Source organism: Endozoicomonas euniceicola (assembly GCF_025562755.1).
GTDB lineage: Bacteria > Pseudomonadota > Gammaproteobacteria > Pseudomonadales > Endozoicomonadaceae > Endozoicomonas_A > Endozoicomonas_A euniceicola.
Map to the genome: position 1 here is coordinate 2,503,831 of NZ_CP103300.1, position 18,320 is coordinate 2,522,150.

Sequence of the window (18,320 nt, forward strand, 5' to 3'; positions counted from 1 at the left end):
CCTATCGGGTGAGGCTTCTGATTTCTTAGGCAGCAACCGACAGTATGCCGGATTTACGCAAGCCTCCATCAGCAGAAACGGACAGTCCTTCCGCCTTTAATTTCAATATGCCTTGCTTCTTGATATTGCGAGCTGCATTAATATCCCGGTCATGGATAGCACCACAGCTACACTCCCATGATCGGATTCTCAATGGCATTTTTTCCTGTTTCAAATCGCAGACTGAGCAAGTTTTAGAGGATGCAAACCACTGGTCTATCTTCACCAGATGTTTACCTTCCTGCTTTGCCTTGTATTCGAGTTTGGTTATCAGTGAGTGCCAGCCAGCATCAGCAATAGAACGAGCAAGACGCTTGTTCTTGAGCATGTTCTTAACTTTCAGTGTCTCCACAATCACCGCTTGGTTTTCGTCGATGAGTTGTTTTGATAGCTTATGCTGAAAATCATTACGGGCAAAGGCTACACGCTCATGCGCCTTTGCCACCAATAAACGGGCTTTGTGCCTACCTTTTGAGCCTTTCTTGCAGCGAGATAGAGCCTGTTGTTTTCTTTTCAGGTTACGTTGTGCTTTTTTCAGAAAGCGAGAATTGCCAGTCTTATGGCCGGTACTGGTGATAGCCAGATCAGTAATCCCCATATCAACACCGACAACCTGATTAGCTTCAAGATTATCAATCTGTTTTGGTTGTTCCTGGGTATCATCAGCCAATATGGAGGCAAAATACTTGCCGGTTAGCGTTCTGCTCAGGGTGACAGACTTCACCTTACCCACTATTTCACGATGCACTTTAGCCCTTATGGGCTTGCACTTGGGGATTTTTATCCAGTTATCGCCCACAGAGACAGACGTACAATGGTAGCTACCTTGCTTGCCATGCTTTTTCTTGAAGCGAGGAAATCTTGCCTGCAATTTGGGATTGAAAAAGTTTTGAAAGGCCGTATCCAGATTGATAGTGGCCTGTTGCAGTGCAATAGAGTCAGCGTTTTTCAGCCATGAGTACTTTCGGCTTTTCTTGGCTTTTGCCAGCAAGGGCTTCAGGTGTTTTTTGGGAGAAAGGCTCTGCCCACGAACCTTGTAATAATGAACCTTAATAGCCAGGGCCTTGTTCCATACGAACCGCACAGCATCAAACTGACGGTCGAGAAATTCCGCCTGCTCTGATGTTGGATAGATTCGTACTTTGGTGGCTCTCAGCATGGAATGTTATTTCAGTACTCATCAATATAAACTTTATATTACAGGTATTTGAAAGAGGTTTTCAAGTGAGCGCACACAACAAAGATTTGCTTAAAGGGTATCTTCGCAAACGACATAGCGTTACCAAGCTGGTTGTTCATTTGGTGTTCACGACAAAGTACAGACGAAAGCTTTTTGATGGCTATATGATCAAGCAGTTACGGGAGTCGTTCGAGAGTGCATGTGAAAAACTGGAATGCCAGTTACTTGAAATGGATGGCGAAAAAGATCACGTACACCTGTTGGTGGCCTACCCACCAAAACTGGCTATCAGTGTCATGGTAAATAATCTCAAATCAACATCATCAAGACGGTTGCGAATGCTGAATACCCACCTTACTGCTCAGAGCAAAGCAGGCTTAATGTGGTCAAGGTCTTACTTTGCTTGCAGTGCTGGCGGTGCAACTATCGAGACTCTGAAAGACTACGTTAATAGCCAGAGTACACCAGATTGATGGCGGAAGGCTCTGCGCCTTCCCGTCTTATATCCCCGCCCGCATTGGGCGAGGGTTTACGACGATTCTGCTAATGGTAAGAGATACACCGTGGCAGAGCATTGCCGTCTAGCTGCAGGAATCCCATTGCTTTAGCTGTGGAAGGATGTCAAAGCTACCATTATTTATCAAACACTTCCGCCTGAATGCGTTTGATACCGATATGCCGAACATCTTTACCCTTCACCAGATAAATCACGTACTCAGCAATATTACGGGCGTGGTCGCCAATACGCTCAAGGGAACGCAGCACCCACATAATGTTCAGCACACGAGTGATGGAACGAGGGTCTTCCATCATGTAAGTCACCAGTTCACGGGTCGCGCTTTTGTATTCACGATCCACAGACTTGTCTTCTTTAGCTACCGCTAAAGCCAGGTCGGCATCAAAGCGGGCAAAGGCGTTCAGGGCATCCTGAACCATCTGCCGGACATGGTTACCAATATGGCGGACTTCAATATAACCTTTAGGCGCTTCACCCTGCTCCGACAGAGAGATGGCAAAGCGGGCAATTTTGGCGGCCTCATCACCAATACGCTCAAGATCGGTCGAAGCCTTGGTACAGGCCAGCACCAAACGCAAGTCGCTGGCAGCAGGCTGGCGCCGGGCCAGAATACGGCTGCATTCATCATCAATGGTCAGTTCCATAGCGTTGATGTCGGTGTCTTTTTCGCACACCGAGATCGCTCCTTCACTGTCAGCATTGATCAAAGCGTCAATGGCATCCGATACCTGTTTCTCAACCTGTCCTCCCATGGACAACAGGTTATTACGCAATTCCTCCAGTTCAGTGTTGAACTGTTGGGAAATATGGTGACTCAGAAGGTCTGTTTTAGTATCCATCTACTTTTTCTGCCTCAGCCGTAGCGGCCGGTAATATAGTCTTCAGTCTGCTTCCGGGCCGGGTTCGTGAAGACCGTGTCGGTATCACCAAACTCTATTAACTTGCCCATATACATAAAAGCAGTGTAATCGGACACACGGGCCGCCTGCTGCATGTTGTGCGTCACGATTACAATAGTGAATTTTGATTTCAGTTTGTTGATCAGCTCTTCGATTTTCAACGTTGAAATCGGATCCAGTGCGGAAGCCGGTTCATCCAGCAGCAGAATCTCAGGTTCAACGGCAATGGTACGGGCAATCACCAGTCGCTGCTGCTGACCACCCGACATGCCCAAAGCACTTTCATGCAGGCGATCTTTGACTTCATCCCAGAGCGCAGCACTTTTCAGCGCCCACTCAACCACTTCATCCAGAACCCGTTTTTTATTGATCCCCTGAATACGAAGACCATAAGCTACGTTTTCATAAATGCTCTTGGGAAACGGGTTGGGTTTCTGAAAAACCATTCCGACCCGCCGCCGCAGGTCGGCAACGTTCACATCTTTTTCATAGATGTCCTGATTATCCAGCAGAATTTTGCCGGTCACACCGCAGCCTTCAACCAGATCATTCATGCGGTTCATCGTCCGCAGCAGCGTTGATTTACCGCAACCCGAAGGCCCGATAAAAGCAGTCACCCGCTTTTTGGGAACCTTCATGGAAATATCGAACAGTGCTTGCTTCCTGCCATAATGCAGGTTCAGCTGTTCGACGCTGAGACAGGTTTCTTCCTGATCCAGATACAGCTTACGACGGCTACGCCCAAGACTTTCCAGATTAAACGCCGGGCTGGAGGGTTCAGTCGTCGCAGTCTGGGCTGTCTGTCGCTCGTCCCCGGTCCGGGTTGATGTGCTCACGTCCAGTGCCTCGCTCAGCATGTAATTACCTAACCATATACCATTCAAAATTATTATTCTCTGACTGAAAGCAAGCCTTTATAAGCAATTCTTATAAGGCTATCAGGCTTCCAGACTCTTATACTTTTCTCGCAGATGGTTACGGATAGCCACTGCTGACAAATTCAGCACAGCAATCACTACCACCAGCAGCAGCGCCGTGGCATACACCAACGGTCTTGCCGCTTCAACATTCGGACTCTGGAAACCAACGTCGTAAATATGGAAGCCCAGGTGCATAAACTTCTGGTCCAGATGCAGGAACGGGTAGTTAGCATCCAGCGGCAGGCTGGGAGCCAGTTTCACCACACCAACCAGCATCAGCGGTGCCACCTCACCAGCAGCACGGGCCACCGCCAGAATCAGGCCGGTCATCATCGCCGGACTGGCCATGGGCAGGATAACGCGCCACAGGGTTTCTGCTTTCGTCGCACCCAGCGCCAGGCTGCCTTCACGTACCGAACGCGGAATGCGCGATAAACCTTCTTCCGTTGCCACAATGACCACTGGCAGGGTCAACAGAGCCAGTGTAATGGACGCCCAGAGCAGCCCCGGCGTACCAAACGTTGGGGCAGGCAACGCTTCCGGGAAAAATAGCTGATCAATCTGACCGCCCGCAAAATAGATGAAAAAGCCCAGACCAAATACGCCATAAACAATCGATGGCACACCGGCAAGGTTATTGACCGCAATACGAATGGCACGGGTCAGCCACCCCTGAGAGGCGTACTCACGCAGATAAACAGCAGCCACCACACCAAAGGGCGTCACAATAATTGACATCAGGATGACCATCATGACCGTGCCGAAGATGGCAGGAAATACACCACCTTCGGTATTCGCTTCCCGTGGATCTTCGGTGACGAACTCTTTCAGTTTGCTGAAGTAAAAACCGATTTTCTGCCAGACGGACATGGCGTTAGGCTGGTATGCCCTGACAATCTTACTGAAAGATTGCTCTGTTTCACGGCCTTCAACCGTTGTAGCGACAAAGCTGTCACGGTTAAAGGCGGTATAAAGCTGCGCCAGTCGTTCTTCCATGGCCTTGTATTCTGCCTGATAAGCACGACGCTGGACTTCTATATCCATCAGCTTCTCTGGTGTCAGCTGGCTATTCAGCTCAAGGCTTCGCTGTTGCAGTCGTAACCGCTCCAGCCTGGCATTGACCGAACCGATGTCGTATTTTTCAATGGCATAAATGGCTTTGTGAATATCCAGTGCACGAGTCAGGCGGGTTTGCAGTTCGTTCCATGCCTCTGCGCCTGTGGCAACCACAACACCATCTTCCTTGATACCTTGCAGATAACCATAGAAGTTGCCCCATTCACGGCGCTCAAGCGCCATAATGTCTTCAGGGTATTTGCGCTTAAACAGCCAGCGATCCACAACCCAGGCAAAATCGGAACCGTAGACATCCCGGTTACCCACTTTCAACAGGCTCCGTAAGACTGCACCTTCATTCTCTTCAATGGGTAAGCCTGCGGCTTTCAGGCGGGCAGCCTGGACTTCCTCAGATTCAACGATCTCACCGGCAATGATTCTGGGCGTCTGCCCGGGAACCTGATATTCCGCTACGATAATACTCCCCGGCCAGAAATGCCCCAGGCCACGAAAGGCAATCAATAACAACAAACCCAACACAAGAATTACGCTGATCGCAACCGCACCAGCATTCAACCAGACCCAGGGGGAACCACTGTTAAACCACCTTCCTACTGACGTTTTCATTGCTGTGATTCCCTTTACAGTGAGCTGTATTTCTTGCGCAGACGATGACGGACTACTTCGGCTGCGGTATTAACGACAAAGGTAAAGAGGAACAGAACCAGCGCCGCCAGAAACAGAATGCGGTAGTGACTGCTGCCCACTTCCGACTCGGGCATTTCTACCGCAATATTGGCCGCCAGGGTTCGCATACCTTCAAAGATATTGGCATCCATAATGGGGGTATTACCCGTCGCCATCAGCACAATCATGGTTTCACCCACCGCTCGTCCCATGCCAATCATAACGGCAGAAAAAATACCCGGGCTGGCAGTCAGCAGAACCACCCGAATCAGGGTTTGCCAGGGGGTTGCCCCCAGTGCCAGAGAGCCATAACTGAGATGTTTGGGGACACTGAAAATAGCGTCTTCGGCAATGGAAAAAATGGAGGGAATCACCGCAAAGCCCATCGCCAGTCCTACCACCAGTGCATTGCGCTGATCATAGGGAATACCCAGCTCCGATGTCAGCCAGGTACGCATATCGCCAGCAAAGAAAGTGGCTTCCAGTACGCCATTCATTGAGAAAGCAACCGCGCCACTGAACAAGACGACAGGTATCAACAAAGCAGCCTGCCAGCCTTCCGGAATGGCATGACGGATTTTGCCCGGTAATGAGTCCCAGAGAAAAGCAAACAGAAGAATACCCACCGGCACAAACAGCAGTAGTGCAAAAATGCCCGGTAAATTATTCTCAATCAGAGGTGCCAGCCACAAACCCGCCAGAAAGCCGAGAATAACCGTAGGCAACGCCTCCATCAGTTCGATCATTGGCTTTACCTTTCGGCGCATGCCCGGAGCCATAAAGTAAGCGGTATAAATGGCCCCTGCAATGGCCAGAGGTGTTGCCAGCAGCATGGCGTAAAAGGCGGCTTTCAGAGTACCGAAGGAGAGGGGAGTCAGGCTGAGCTTAGGTTCAAAGTCGTTGTTTGAAGCCGAGGACTGCCAGATATATTCAGGTTCTTCATAGCCTTCATACCAGACCTTTTGCCATAGGGCAGAAAACGACACTTCCGGGTGTTCGTTCTCAACCCTGAAGAATTCAACGCCTTCCTGTCCATCCACCAGCAGGTAGTTGCTTCTTGGCGAAATCGCCATCTGATTAATGCCACCAGCAGACAACTTTTCTCTGATAAGCGCTCGACCGGCTGCCGTATAGAATACCCCCACATTGCCTTCTTTATCAGCGGCAATAAATCCTTTACGACGGTGTTCGGGTTTTATGATGGTAATCGGGCTGTCCATCAACTTGAAGTCACGAACCCGCTGCAAAGACCATTGGTTCTGGTCATCACGAACCATAAACCACTGACTAATTAAACCGCTACTGTCGCCTGCAAGAAGGGAAACACCACCCAGAAGAAACTCAATGTCAGTGATATTGGCATCTCCAACCGTCAGGTCAGTGACCGAGTGTAAAAACAGCTGGTCCAGATTAGCAACGTTGATAATCGCCATTTCATCACCCGCCATTCTTACAAATAGCCAGCGCTGATCAGGATCGATTTTTAACTGCTCAGGCGTACCGGGAATAGCTGGCAGCGTGACGGTCTGTTGTTCCAGAGTCACTTCTTCCGTCAGAAAGTTTTCTTCCTTACTAAACGCTGTCGCCACCAGCCTGCCACTGCTTATTGCAGCGATAAACAACTGCCTGTCGTTATCAGCCAGCGTGATCTCACTGAGACGGGTATCTGATAGCGTCAAAAGCTTTTTGCCATAAGGATACTCGACAACAGGCGTAATAACCCGTTGGTCATCGGGCCAGCTGGTTTTATACACAACTTTGAAAACAACCGCCTGACCATTACTTAGTCCAGCAACCATCAGGCTGGAATTTGCAGGGTCACTGGTCAGGGTTGTCACCTCGGTACCGGCAGGCAGAGGAAGAAAAAACTGGGAATTATTGTCGCCAGTCCGGGTCGAGCGAAAGTCAAGCACACCAGAACGGTTGATGCTCAGGGCTATCTCGCCCTGTTCTTCCATGCTCATGTAGAGCGAAGGGTTATCCTGATCAACACCCTGGGTCCATGTGCTTTGCGGAGTAACAGCTGCCCCCTTGAACAGCGGCGCTACTTCGTACAGAAGGTAGAAAAATATAAGGGTTATAGCGGCAATAACGCCAAGTCCGCCTACAGCAACCGCCCACCGGGCAAGATTGTCTTTTAAAAAACGCAAGGAGCGCTTCCGTCTCAGGGCCGGGGTGTTGAAGTCGACACCAGGGCTGTTTTCTATCGTTTTTTGGTACATGGCACTGGTCGCACGGATTGATGAGCGTAAGATAAAACGAATACATGACAAAAATATTACAACAGGAAAATAAACGATCAACAGTGCTGCCACTTATCAAAACAACCTGAATTCACGTTTGCACAGAATTGGAAAAGTCAGTATTTTAGGTAGCGTACGCTAAAGACAATGTCTATTAGTCGAGATAATTCATTATGAAGTCATGCGAATAAAAGCCATGTTACGACAACAATCAAGCTCACAAAGTGAGCCATATTATCAGGAATATTTTTCCTACTTAAATGGCAACGCCGATGCAATGCCTGTCGCTCTTACCTCTCAGCATTCCCACCGACATCACCATTGATTCCCACTTGGGAACCCTTGCTTTAGAACACTTTTAGCCTGATATTTTCTGTTTTGATAAGGCTAATACATTCAATGCCACAAAGTATTCCATATGGGGTAGTGGTTAAATAAAAGCTGATTGCAATAATTAATACCAACAAATGTTCAATTAGCTGGAAATAACAATTGGGAAATTCAATGAATGCAGTAGTTCTGGCTGTTACAGTCATGCTTGCGCTGAGTTTGATGCGCGTAAACGTTGTACTGGCCCTGTTTCTGGGAGCCATCACAGGTGGTCTGTCCGGTGGACTGGATATCCACGAAACCATAGCCGCTTTTTCTAAGGGCCTTGGCGGCGGCGCAGGCATTGCCCTTAGTTACGCCATGCTGGGCGCTTTTGCCATGGCTATTTCACGCTCTGGCGTGCCCGAATGGATGGCAGGCAAAATTATCAAAAAGGTGAAAGGAGGCACCAGGGGGAATGGCAGAAGTTCTCTGAAATACGGCGTATTTGTCATGATTATTCTGATGGCGTTTGCCTCCCAGAACCTCGTGCCGGTACACATTGCCTTTATTCCGGTGCTGATTCCGCCTTTACTGTCTGCCTTTAGTGCCATGAACATCGACCGTCGTCAGATTGCCTGTCTTCTGACGTTTGGTTTGACAGCGACTTACATGCTCGTACCCATTGGTTTCGGTAATATCTACCTGATACAGATTCTGGGTGGCAACCTGCAGAGGAATGGTCTGGATATCGACCTGAGCCTGATGCCTTCTGCCATGATGATACCCGTGAGCGGCATGTTCCTGGGTCTGCTGTTCGCCCTGTTTGTCACCTATCGCAAACCTCGTACCTATCACGTTGAACAAGGCCAGCTGGCTCAGGACGAAGACGTGACCCTGAACACGCCAAGTGTCGTTTCTGCCGTATTGGCCGTTGCTGCGGCACTGGGCATTCAACTGGGTACAGGCTCCATGGCACTGGGTGCCGCTACCGGCTTTATCATTATGGTTCTGGGCCGGGTTGTGTGCTGGCGTGAAGCGGATGACGTGTTTGCCCAGGGGGTGCGCATGATGGCAGCCTGTGGTTTTATCATGATCTCCGCAGCCGGTTTTGCCGAAGTATTGCGTACCACCGGTGATATCCCGGTTCTGGTGAACATGGTTCAAGATCTGGTTGGCGGTAGTCAGCCCATGGCGGCACTGATGATGTTGCTGGTTGGCCTGCTGATCACTATGGGAATCGGTTCTTCTTTCTCTACAGTGCCAATTATCGCCACCCTGTACGTGCCTCTGGCTATGACTCTGGGCTTTTCGCCGCTGGCAACCGCTGCGCTGGTGGGTACTGCCGGAGGTCTGGGAGATGCAGGTTCTCCGGCGTCTGACTCCACCATTGGTCCAACCGCTGGCCTCAATACTGATGGACAACACGACCACATTCGCGACTCTGTTATTCCAACTTTCCTGCACTACAACCTGCCAATGATTATCTTTGGCTGGATAGCGGCAATGGTGCTGTGACTTTTGCTTTACATACTCTCTGCAAAATGGAATGACTTAATTTGTACACAAGTAAGGAAAAATATACTGCATCCCGTAGATATAAAAACTGATAGTTTCTGCCAAAAAATCAAATCCGACATTTTGGATTGGTGTTGAAACATACAAACCAGAATGATCATACCAATTGAGATAGCCATCACTAGGTGAGTCTGGCACCCAGCTAAACCATGCCAATCCTGATGGAGAAAAAAAAGCATGTACATAAAACCCGATCCCTTCAGGGAGAGCTACCGAAGGGAAAAGCAGAACAGCAAAAACAATTTTACGTATAGTCGAGCGAGTATTTTTTAGCATCGTACAATATTAGTACAGCCACATACTTATGCCTGCAACGGCTAAAAAAATCCCCGCACTGCCTCAGGCATGCGGGGATTTTTTATTTCAGAAGACTCGAGTTATCAGAGCTCCAGCTGACCCAGGTATTTCTCAACTACCGTGGCTGGCAGTGGAATATAGCCATCCTTCACCACCACTTCCTGTCCCTGGCGGGACAGAACCATCTTCAAAAATTCACGCTCCAGCGGAGGAAGCGCCTTGTTTGGCTGCTTGTTCACATAAACATAAAGGAAGCGAGCCAGTGGGTAGCTGTTGTTCACTGCATTCGCTGGCGTTGCATCAACAAAATCACCACCCGCTTTCTTCGCCAGAGGCACAGTACGAACACTGGAAGTCTTGTAACCGATACCAGAGTAACCCAGCCCGTTGATGGATGCAGAAACCGACTGCACGACAGACGCCGAACCGGGCTGTTCGTTAACGTTGTTGCGGAAGTCGCCTTTGCACAGCGCTACTTTCTTGAAGTAGCCATAGGTTCCGGAAACGGAGTTACGTCCGTAAAGCTGGATAGAACGATTTTCCCAGGGGCCTCCCAGACCAGCCTGTCCCCAGGTAGTAATGTTCTGGTCGCCACCACACCGGCGGGTTGTGGAGAAGATGGCGTCCACCTGCGCCATAGTCAACCCCTTGATGGGGTTGTCCTTATTCACAAAAACAGCCAGGGCATCAATCGCTACAGGCACAGGTGTGGGTTTGTAACCGTAGCGCTTTTCAAAGGCTTCCAGCTCTTTGTCCTTCATCTTCCGGCTCATGGGGCCAATGTTGGAAGTACCTTCCGTCAGGGCAGGAGGCGCAGTGGAAGAACCGGCAGCCTGAATCTGTACGTTAACATTCGGGTAGGCGCGCTTGAAATCTTCAGCCCAGAGGGTCATCAGGTTGGCAAGGGTGTCGGAGCCAACACTGGACAGGTTTCCGGATACACCACTGGATTTTTTATAGACAGGCATATCAGCGTCGATCTGGCTGGCCACTGCGGTCTGCATTCCAGCAACTCCTGTTACCAGAGCCACAGCAGTGATAAGCGCTTTCAGTTTCATAAGTAGTCTCTCCTGAGAGGATTCTTGTTATTCGTTGCGTTCTATTCCGCGTTTGAGACGATACAGACCCAACAGCCATGAACAAACTTGTCAGCTTCGCATGCAGGAACAAATGCTCATGGTAATAAGATTGTCTGATGCCTGAAATCATAGGGAGGGAATATGACAATTATGTGAACAGCAGGAAAACCAACTGTTAATCCTTGAGTAATCGTTCGCTGCTATGAGACAGAGTTTAAATTACGTTGGGGTTGAGAAAGGAAAGAGCCACTCATGCTTTGATTTCCTTATGCTCCACCGCTAGCTGAAGAGCACATCGAACGGCACTGCAGTAATTTTGTCGCTTAGTTTCAGGGCTTTACTACCAGTGTATACAACTACCCCACGCTCAATTCCGCCTGTTTCTACTAGCTTATACAGAGTGCCAAAATTGGCGCTGCTGATGCTCATACTCGATTTTATTTCTATTGCCGTGCTGCATTTGGGTCCGGATAGAATCACATCAACCTCACTTTTTTTCCGATCCCGATAGTGAAAAATCTGGTACTCATTTTCTGAATTTGTAATCTGTTTAAAAACCTCAGAGACAACAAACGTTTCAAAAACATTTCCTAGCAAATTCCTGTTTTTCACGAAGTCATCCGCAGTAAGCTGACGGGTAGCGCATAATAATCCCGTATCTAAAAAATGGACTTTCGGAGCCTTGGTCTGCCTCTTTAACTCGTTTGTATGCCAAACCGGTATTTTTTTCACCAGAAACATACTTTCCAGGGCTGATAAGTATTTGGTAACAGTCGCGGCACTAAGGCCGGCTGACCGCGATAGAGCGTTTATATTCAGCACAGAGGACGTCAGTGCGGCCAAAGCTGTGAACATTTGCGTCAGTTCTGCTGCTTTTGACAGCTCAAAAACTTGCGTAATGTCACGATTAATCAATGCAGTAGAATAGGCAGAAAACCATGCTTTTCGCCGTCTTTTTATGCGCTGTGATATCTCCGGATACCCACCCATCGTAATTCTTTCAAATAACTCTTCCTGGCTGGTAGTACCTTCAATCTCAGTAAAATCGTTTGATTCCAGCCTTTTTAGAAATGAACTGGTTCCGCCTGCCAGCTCCGACTGTGAAAATGGCAGCAACGTTATAAATTCAATCCTGCCAGCCATAGAATCTGACAACCGGGGTACTGCAAGCAGGTCTGCAGATCCGGTTAGTACGAATGAGCCTGGCTGCCGATCTTCATCAACCAGCAGCTTTATTGTGGTCATTATTTCCGGACAACGTTGGACCTCATCTATGATCACTGGCTTTTTTAGTGTCCTGAGAAGACCTTGAGGATCGGTCTTAGCCAGCATCAAGCTATCTTCATCATCTAGCGTGATATAGCTTGCATTTTTGACTATGTGTCTGGCTGTAGTTGTTTTACCTGATTGCCTTGGGCCAATAATAGCAACAACCGGTGTGTCGGTGAGAGCATCTAAAATCTTGTTTTCAATGTCTCTTTTTATGTATGCCAAAGCTTAAGACTCCAAAATTCAGGCATTTAAATAGTTAATTCTGAGTATAGTGACAGGGGTAAAAAATACAAATAACATAGGGTAAAAAATACAAATAACATAGGGTAAAAATATAAATAACATAGGGTAAAAAATTAAAATAATTCAGGTTAAAAATGTAAATATATCAGGGTATAAAAAGTAAATAGGGCAGGGTAAGGAATAACCCTCTCCCTCTGCACTCAAAAAACAGTGGCGATAAGATTACAGCGAGGGTGACGGTGGATGTATGGACTTTTTGTAAGTAGAGCCTGTCCATCGTTTTGCAGGTTCAGGCTGTGGCTGGGTATAATCCAAAACCACCATAACAATAATAAATCAGGAGAATCTCATGAAGTCCGGCTGGATTGTGCTGCACAAAGTTGTAGCCGGGGTCGATCAGTTGACGGAAAAAACCGGCCAACTGATCAGTTGGTTTAATCTCTTACTGGTTCTGTCCGTCTGCCTTGTGGTTTTGCTGCGTTACTTTCTTAATGTTGGCTCGGTTGCCCTGCAGGAAACCGCCATGTACTTTCATGCGCTGATTTTTCTGGGAGCTAGCGGTTACACTCTTAAACATCAGGAACACGTGCGAGTTGACGTCATTTACCGACAGCTGTCACCAAAAGGCCAGGCTCTGGTGAACAGTCTGGGTACCTTATTTCTGCTCATTCCGGTCTGCCTGTTTATTGGGTTTATGAGCTGGGAATACGTTATGCGGTCCTGGAGCATTATGGAAACCTCCACAGACCCGGGAGGGCTACCCGCTGTCTTTCTGCTGAAAAGCCTGATTCTGTTTCTGGCCTTCACCCTGTTTTTACAGGGCATCGCTGAACTTCTTCGTTCATTAATGCTACTGGCTGACGCGCAGGAGGTGCAGCATGGCTGAATTAACAGCTGAGTTTATTCCCCTGCTTATGTTCGCCTGTGTCTGCGCGGTGTTGATGATTGGCTACCCGGTGGCTTTTTCTCTGGCTGGTACGGCCCTGATTTTCGCAGCCATCGGCACCATGACAGGATACTTTGACGACTCTTTCCTGACAGCCTTACCCAGTCGTTTATTTGGTATTGTTGGCAATCAGACGTTACTGGCGGTCCCACTGTTTGTTTTTATGGGTGTCATGCTGGAAAAATCCAAAGTCGCAGAAAACCTGCTGGACAGCATGGCCCGGCTCTTTGGTCAGCTACGTGGAGGGCTGGGGCTTTCCGTAACAGTGGTGGGTATGTTGTTAGCAGCCAGTACCGGTATTGTCGGTGCCACAGTGGTCACCATGGGGCTGCTATCACTGCCAACCATGCTCCGCAGAGGCTATTCTGCCCAGCTGGCTACCGGCACTATCTGCGCCACGGGCAGCCTTGGGCAGATCATTCCTCCCTCCATTGCGCTGGTTCTGTTAGGTGATGTGTTGTCCACCGCCTATCAGCAGGCTCAGCTGAATATGGGGATTTTCTCTCCCAAAACCGTATCGGTTGGTGACCTGTTTGTGGGGGCACTGATCCCGGGACTGTTGCTGGTTCTCGCTTACTCGGTGTATATCATGGTCGTGGCATGGCTGAAGCCTGAATCAGCCCCGGGGTTAACCAGAGAGGAGATCAAACAGTTTGATGAAAGCAGCCAAAGTTCATTATTTATGACGCTGCTGCCTCCGGTACTGCTGATTATCGTAGTTCTCGGGTCTATCCTCACAGGGCTTGCGACACCAACAGAAGCAGCTGGCGTGGGTGCTTCAGGCGCTATGGCACTGGCTGCTGCCCGGCGACAGTTCCATCGTAAAATTCTGTTTGAAGTGGTGACCAGCACAACCAAAATCACCTGCATGGTGTTTCTTATTCTTATCGGGGCATCGGTGTTCTCGCTGGTATTCAGAGGGTTTGGGGGCGAAGAACTGATCCAGTCACTGTTTGAAAACCTGCCCGGCGGTGTTTTCACGGCGGTACTGCTGGTGATGGTGGTGATGTTTCTACTCGGCTTTATTCTTGACTTTATTGAAATCACCTTTGTTATCGTACCAATGGTAGGACCCGTTCTGCTGGCTATGGGCGTAGACCCGGTCTGGCTTGGCATTATGATTGCTGTTAACTTACAAACCTCTTTTTTAACACCGCCTTTTGGTTTCGCCCTGTTTTACCTGAGAGGGGTAGCACCAAAAGAGGTGGCGACAGCGGATATTTACAAAGGCGTTGTGCCTTTTATCGCCATTCAGTTGATGATACTGATTGCACTGGCAGTATGGCCGCAGCTGGCCACCTGGCTGCCAGCACAAATCTACGGCTGATAAAAACGGTTTGTGTTTAAAACACAAAGGCTGACCCCGCAGCAGAAAATAACAAAAAGACCGGGAGAGAATAAATGAACCTTGTGAACGATGATAACCCTGTACCCCAGGGAGAACTGACCCTGAAAGTACTGGCAGACAATCAGTCCACCAATTACACCGGCGATGTATTTGCTGGCTGGGTAGCGATGAATGTCGATCAGGCTGGAGAAATTCAGGCAAGAAAAGTCGCCAGAGGCAGAGTCGTTACCGTCAGTATTGGCGGCATGAGCTTTATGCGTCCAGTGCAGGTGGGTGACATTATTGGTTTGTATAGCCGGGTAACAGAAGTCGGCAGAGCATCCATTCGGGTGGTCGTTGAAGCCTGGATAGAGAATGACAATGGCGACTCTGTTTCACAGAAAAAGCTGACAGAAACTTCAATGGTCTTTGTGGCGGTTGATGGCTCAGGCAGTACTCAACGCATTAACCGCTGAGTTTGTCAGACCAGCGTTGCAACAAGCCGGTCATTTTCTCAACGGTAACGGGCTTGTCGATAAAGTCATCCATACCGGCCTGCTGAAAAGCCAGCTGGTCTTCATCGGTGGCGTTAGCGGAAAAAGCAATAATCGGTATCCGGTCATAGGGCTGGCCGGATGCCCTGATAACCTGGGTCGCTTCCATACCGTCCATAACCGGCATGATGCAATCCATCAGAATCAGGTCAAATGATTCCTGTGCCACTTTCTGAACGGCAGCGTCGCCATTATCGGCAATGACCACAGAGCAACCCAGTTTTTCCAGTAGTGTCTGCGCCACCATCTGATTAACCGGATTATCTTCTGCAACCAGAATACGGAGTTTAAAGTCAGGCAGTGTTTCTGACACCAGATAGCCCTTTTCTGCACATTAACTATCTATTTAAAGCTAGCTATTTAACTATCTGGCACCCAAGGCAAATCTTTAGGACGCCCGGCAAGAGGTTTCGACAGAAAAAACGTCCTTTATTGCCAGCTCCAGGCGATCACCAGCATACAACGACGCCACGCCTTTAGGCGTACCAGAAAGAACGATATCCCCTGGCTCCAGAGTGAAATGCCGGCTGATGTAACTCAACAGTCCCGGAATAGACGTCAGCATATTAGCGCTGGTGTCCTGCTGTCGGACTTTGCCATTTATTTTCAGACTGAAGGCGATATTTTCCAGGTCAGGCAGGTGTTCTTTCGCGACAAACGATGAGATCGGACAGCTGCCATCAAAAGCCTTGGCAACTTCCCAGGGCAACCCCCTGCTTTTCATTTTCGCCTGCAGGTCTCTCAAGGTCAGGTCCAGGGCCAGCCCCAGCGCTTTAATAGCATCCGTCGCTTCATGCTCACTGGCATTACAAAGCGGTTTATCAATCAGCAGGGCAATCTCTGTTTCAAAATGCACGTCGCCACGGTTTTGGGGAATTTTAAACGGCAGCTCCAGGTGGACGACAGAGCTTGTTGGTTTAATAAACAACACTGGATCATCCGGCAGCGGATTGTTCAGTTCTTCGGCGTGTTCGGCATAGTTTCTGCCAACACAGACAATTTTTCCCGTTGGAAGGTCAATACGGTCGCCACTAAGCCAGCGGTGCCTGTACTTCATCTAGGCTTCCTTTTTACTTTATTATTGTAATGCGACCGATACGTTCCCGGCAGTCAGGAACCCGGGAAGATAACCATCGGCCCTGAATCATTCCATCAGGCTTCCCAGCCGAAGGAGAGAAGCATGTCAGAAGAACTCCATCTCAATATCCAGGATCTGCACGACTTGCTGGAAGGTCAGCCTGTTGATGATTGCACGGCTGGTTCCCTGAAACAGATCACCGATGAAATCCAGCTGGCGCTGGCGCAGGCAGAAGGTGACATTCCACTGCAAGAGTACAACGAACAGCTGGAACAGGAGGCCATACGTTTCAGCGAAGCGCATCCTGCGCTATCACAGGCCATCAGGCAGGTGATGACCACCCTGTCCAGTATCGGCATTTAAGTCCTGCGAGGTATATTAACCTTTCCTGAGCACAGGTTTAAGCCTTCGTAACAGGTTTTAGGCCTACTGAGTAAGTCGCAGAACCACAAAGCGACAGCTGACGACTGGAATCAGAAGCAAAAATGGCAGCCCTCAGTTGTCGCTGTGGTATTATTTTCTGCCCAAGGCAGCTGGCAAGGACTCCAGCTATTATTCCCTGAACCGGATAAACGGCCCCATTAAGGGGCGCAGCATTCAATAACTTACCGGGCTGTTGGCTGTTGGCTGTTGGCTATTAGCTGCTCATACAGCCAACCGCCAAAAGCCAACAGCGGTATATTATGTTCTGCTGCTTCCCTAACGCCAAAGCCCATAGAAAAAACAACTGAGCGAATACTATGCCATCCACATCTCTGGACAAGAACAAGATCAAATTCCTTCTGCTTGAGGGGGTGCACCCTTCAGCTGTAGAAGATCTGGAAGCTGCCGGTTACAGCAATATTGACTATGTCACCAAGTCCCTGACAACAGAAGAACTGAAAGCGCGCATAGCAGACGCTCATTTTCTGGGTATCCGCTCCCGGACCCGGCTGACGGAAGATATTTTCGAAGCGGCCCACAAGCTTATCGCAGTAGGCTGCTTCTGCATTGGCACCAATCAGGTTGATCTCAATGCCGCTACGGCCCGTGGCATTCCGGTCTTCAACGCGCCTTATTCCAACACTCGTTCAGTGGCCGAACTGGTGCTGGCAGAAGCTATTTTATTACTGCGTGGAGTTCCGGAAAAAAATACTCAGGCTCACCGGGGTGGCTGGCAGAAAAGCGCTGCCAATTCTTACGAAAGCCGTGGTAAAAAACTGGGCATTGTCGGCTATGGCAACATTGGCAGCCAGCTGAGCATTCTTGCTGAATCCCTGGGCATGGACGTTTACTTCTACGACACCACCACTAAACTGCCCATGGGCAATGCCAAACCAGTGCCTGACCTTAACCAGCTACTGGCAATGTCAGACGTGGTCAGCCTGCACGTCCCGGAAACCTCCGCCACTCAATGGATGATGGGTAAAGAGCAGCTTCAGGCCATGAAGGATGGCAGTGTATTGATCAATGCTTCCAGAGGTACTGTGGTTGACATTGAGGCACTGGCCTCAGCCCTTGAAGCCGGCAAACTGCTGGGAGCCGCCATTGACGTATTTCCTGAAGAACCCCGTTCCAATAACGATGAATTTATAAGCCAGTTGCGCGGCATGAATAACGTTATCCTGACACCACACATTGGTGGCAGCACACAGGAAGCCCAGGAAAATATTGGTGCCGAAGTGGTCGACAAGTTCATCAAGTACAGTGATATTGGTACTACTTTGTCGTCTGTTAACTTTCCGGAAGTGGCACTGCCAACTCATACCGGCAAGCACCGTTTGCTGCATATCCACAAAAATATTCCGGGCGTTCTGGGGTCTGTCAACCAGGTCTTTTCAGACAACAACATCAACATCAGTGGTCAGTATCTGCAGACCAACGAGCATGTTGGTTACGTGGTGATTGATGTTGATGCGGAGCGAAGTGAAATTGCTCACGAAAAACTGCGGAAGATTGAAGGAACCATTCGCTGCCGGGTGCTTTATTAACCACCTCCCTCCACCTTAGCTACCTCTTCCTTATTCCCATTGACAGAGTCAGGAAGAGGTAATTTTCAAGACACATTAATATTTTACTCTACACTGAATACCGCCTTTTTCAGGAAATTGCTTTCC

The 18,320-nt window shown here is 49.0% G+C and carries 17 protein-coding genes; 7 read left to right on the forward strand and 10 right to left on the reverse strand.

From position 1 onward, the window contains the following. Positions 1–25: 25 nt before the first annotated feature. The gene (locus NX720_RS09510) at positions 26–1,198 is read right to left on the reverse strand and encodes an RNA-guided endonuclease InsQ/TnpB family protein (protein WP_262600883.1); all 1,173 of its coding nucleotides are present in this window, start codon (positions 1,196–1,198) and stop codon (positions 26–28) included. 65 nt (positions 1,199–1,263) lie between these two features. Between NX720_RS09510 and tnpA the strand changes: the two genes are divergently transcribed. Further along, entirely contained in the window at positions 1,264–1,692 is a 429-nt protein-coding gene (gene tnpA, locus NX720_RS09515; RefSeq protein WP_262595354.1) for an IS200/IS605 family transposase, read from the forward strand. A 160-nt stretch (positions 1,693–1,852) separates the two neighbouring features. Here tnpA and phoU read toward each other — a convergent pair whose 3' ends face one another. The 4 genes from phoU to NX720_RS09535 form a co-directional block, all read right to left on the reverse strand. Then, entirely contained in the window at positions 1,853–2,575 is a 723-nt protein-coding gene (gene phoU, locus NX720_RS09520; RefSeq protein WP_262600884.1) for a phosphate signaling complex protein PhoU, read from the reverse strand. A 14-nt stretch (positions 2,576–2,589) separates the two neighbouring features. Beyond that, a complete protein-coding gene (pstB, locus tag NX720_RS09525) occupies positions 2,590–3,492 on the reverse strand; it encodes a phosphate ABC transporter ATP-binding protein PstB (RefSeq protein WP_262600885.1) in 903 nt (300 codons plus the stop codon). 81 nt (positions 3,493–3,573) lie between these two features. Continuing rightward, positions 3,574–5,238, reverse strand: a complete 1,665-nt coding sequence (gene pstA / locus NX720_RS09530; RefSeq protein WP_262600886.1) for a phosphate ABC transporter permease PstA — start codon at positions 5,236–5,238, stop codon at positions 3,574–3,576. A 14-nt stretch (positions 5,239–5,252) separates the two neighbouring features. Further along, the gene (locus NX720_RS09535; RefSeq protein WP_318654101.1) at positions 5,253–7,448 is read right to left on the reverse strand and encodes an ABC transporter permease subunit; all 2,196 of its coding nucleotides are present in this window, start codon (positions 7,446–7,448) and stop codon (positions 5,253–5,255) included. A gap of 597 nt (positions 7,449–8,045) precedes the next feature. Between NX720_RS09535 and NX720_RS09540 the strand changes: the two genes are divergently transcribed. Beyond that, positions 8,046–9,368 carry a Na+/H+ antiporter family protein gene (locus NX720_RS09540; protein ID WP_262600887.1) on the forward strand — a complete coding sequence of 441 codons (1,323 nt, stop codon included), beginning with the start codon at positions 8,046–8,048 and terminating at the stop codon, positions 9,366–9,368. Between the two features lie 36 nt (positions 9,369–9,404). Here the strand turns inward: NX720_RS09540 and NX720_RS09545 are convergent, their stop codons facing one another. The 3 genes from NX720_RS09545 to NX720_RS09555 form a co-directional block, all read right to left on the reverse strand. Continuing rightward, complete coding sequence (locus tag NX720_RS09545; protein ID WP_262600888.1) at positions 9,405–9,704, reverse strand: hypothetical protein; 300 nt, start codon at positions 9,702–9,704, stop codon at positions 9,405–9,407. Between the two features lie 104 nt (positions 9,705–9,808). Then, positions 9,809–10,783, reverse strand: coding sequence for a PstS family phosphate ABC transporter substrate-binding protein (locus tag NX720_RS09550; protein ID WP_262600889.1), 975 nt, complete (start codon positions 10,781–10,783; stop codon positions 9,809–9,811). Positions 10,784–11,083: 300 nt separating this feature from the next. Beyond that, positions 11,084–12,298, reverse strand: a complete 1,215-nt coding sequence (locus tag NX720_RS09555; RefSeq protein ID WP_262600890.1) for an ATP-binding protein — start codon at positions 12,296–12,298, stop codon at positions 11,084–11,086. A 370-nt stretch (positions 12,299–12,668) separates the two neighbouring features. Between NX720_RS09555 and NX720_RS09560 the strand changes: the two genes are divergently transcribed. From NX720_RS09560 to NX720_RS09570, 3 genes are all read left to right on the forward strand, one after another. Beyond that, positions 12,669–13,205 carry a TRAP transporter small permease subunit gene (locus tag NX720_RS09560; RefSeq protein ID WP_262600891.1) on the forward strand — a complete coding sequence of 179 codons (537 nt, stop codon included), beginning with the start codon at positions 12,669–12,671 and terminating at the stop codon, positions 13,203–13,205. Then, a complete protein-coding gene (locus NX720_RS09565; RefSeq protein WP_262600892.1) occupies positions 13,198–14,592 on the forward strand; it encodes a TRAP transporter large permease in 1,395 nt (464 codons plus the stop codon). The genes NX720_RS09560 and NX720_RS09565 overlap by 8 nt, the downstream gene beginning before the upstream one ends. Positions 14,593–14,666: 74 nt before the next feature. After that, positions 14,667–15,068 (forward strand): acyl-CoA thioesterase, encoded by a 402-nt coding sequence (locus NX720_RS09570; protein ID WP_262600893.1) that lies wholly within the window; start codon positions 14,667–14,669, stop codon positions 15,066–15,068. Here NX720_RS09570 and NX720_RS09575 read toward each other — a convergent pair. Next, complete coding sequence (locus tag NX720_RS09575) at positions 15,058–15,459, reverse strand: response regulator (protein ID WP_262600894.1); 402 nt, start codon at positions 15,457–15,459, stop codon at positions 15,058–15,060. The two genes, NX720_RS09570 and NX720_RS09575, sit on opposite strands and share 11 nt — an antisense overlap. Positions 15,460–15,534: 75 nt before the next feature. Then, positions 15,535–16,203: a fumarylacetoacetate hydrolase family protein gene (locus NX720_RS09580; protein ID WP_262600895.1), complete on the reverse strand. Its 669-nt coding sequence runs from the start codon at positions 16,201–16,203 to the stop codon at positions 15,535–15,537. A gap of 123 nt (positions 16,204–16,326) precedes the next feature. Here NX720_RS09580 and NX720_RS09585 point away from each other — a divergent pair, with 123 nt between their 5' ends. Both NX720_RS09585 and serA read left to right on the forward strand, forming a co-directional pair. Continuing rightward, the gene (locus NX720_RS09585; RefSeq protein ID WP_262600896.1) at positions 16,327–16,587 is read left to right on the forward strand and encodes a DUF4404 family protein; all 261 of its coding nucleotides are present in this window, start codon (positions 16,327–16,329) and stop codon (positions 16,585–16,587) included. Between the two features lie 377 nt (positions 16,588–16,964). Then, positions 16,965–18,194 carry a phosphoglycerate dehydrogenase gene (gene serA, locus NX720_RS09590; RefSeq protein WP_262600897.1) on the forward strand — a complete coding sequence of 410 codons (1,230 nt, stop codon included), beginning with the start codon at positions 16,965–16,967 and terminating at the stop codon, positions 18,192–18,194. Positions 18,195–18,320 lie beyond the last annotated feature (126 nt).